This is a genomic window from Brevundimonas sp. UBA7664, from assembly GCF_002483305.1.
Taxonomy (GTDB): domain Bacteria; phylum Pseudomonadota; class Alphaproteobacteria; order Caulobacterales; family Caulobacteraceae; genus Brevundimonas.
Map to the genome: position 1 here is coordinate 50,864 of NZ_DLHQ01000003.1, position 306 is coordinate 51,169.

A 306-nucleotide genomic window follows, 5' to 3' on the forward strand; every position below is an offset into this window, starting at 1 on the left:
GGGCCATGGCCCCGGCGTTGCAGGATCGGGCGCAGGGGTTGGCCGACCGTCAGGCCGAGGTGGTGCGCGTGCGCCGGCTCAGCGCCCTCAACAGCGAAGCCCTGTTCACCACCGAGAGCGCCCGGGGCGACCGCCGCGCCGGCATCGAGGCCCTGACCAGCCGCAAGACCGCGCTGCAGGCCGTGCTGCGCGCCGAGGCGGACAGCGCCGAGCGGGCCACGCGGGTTCTGGAGGCGCGACTGCGCTCACTGGGGGCCGCCGTGCCGCCGCCCGGAACAGAAACCGAGCCCGCCGCGGCGCGTCTGA

Annotated in this window: 1 pseudogene; it reads left to right on the forward strand. The window is 76.8% G+C overall.

Going from position 1 to position 306, the window contains the following annotated elements:
* Positions 1-306: pseudogene (locus B2742_RS00600) on the forward strand (peptidase M23); the annotation flags it as partial.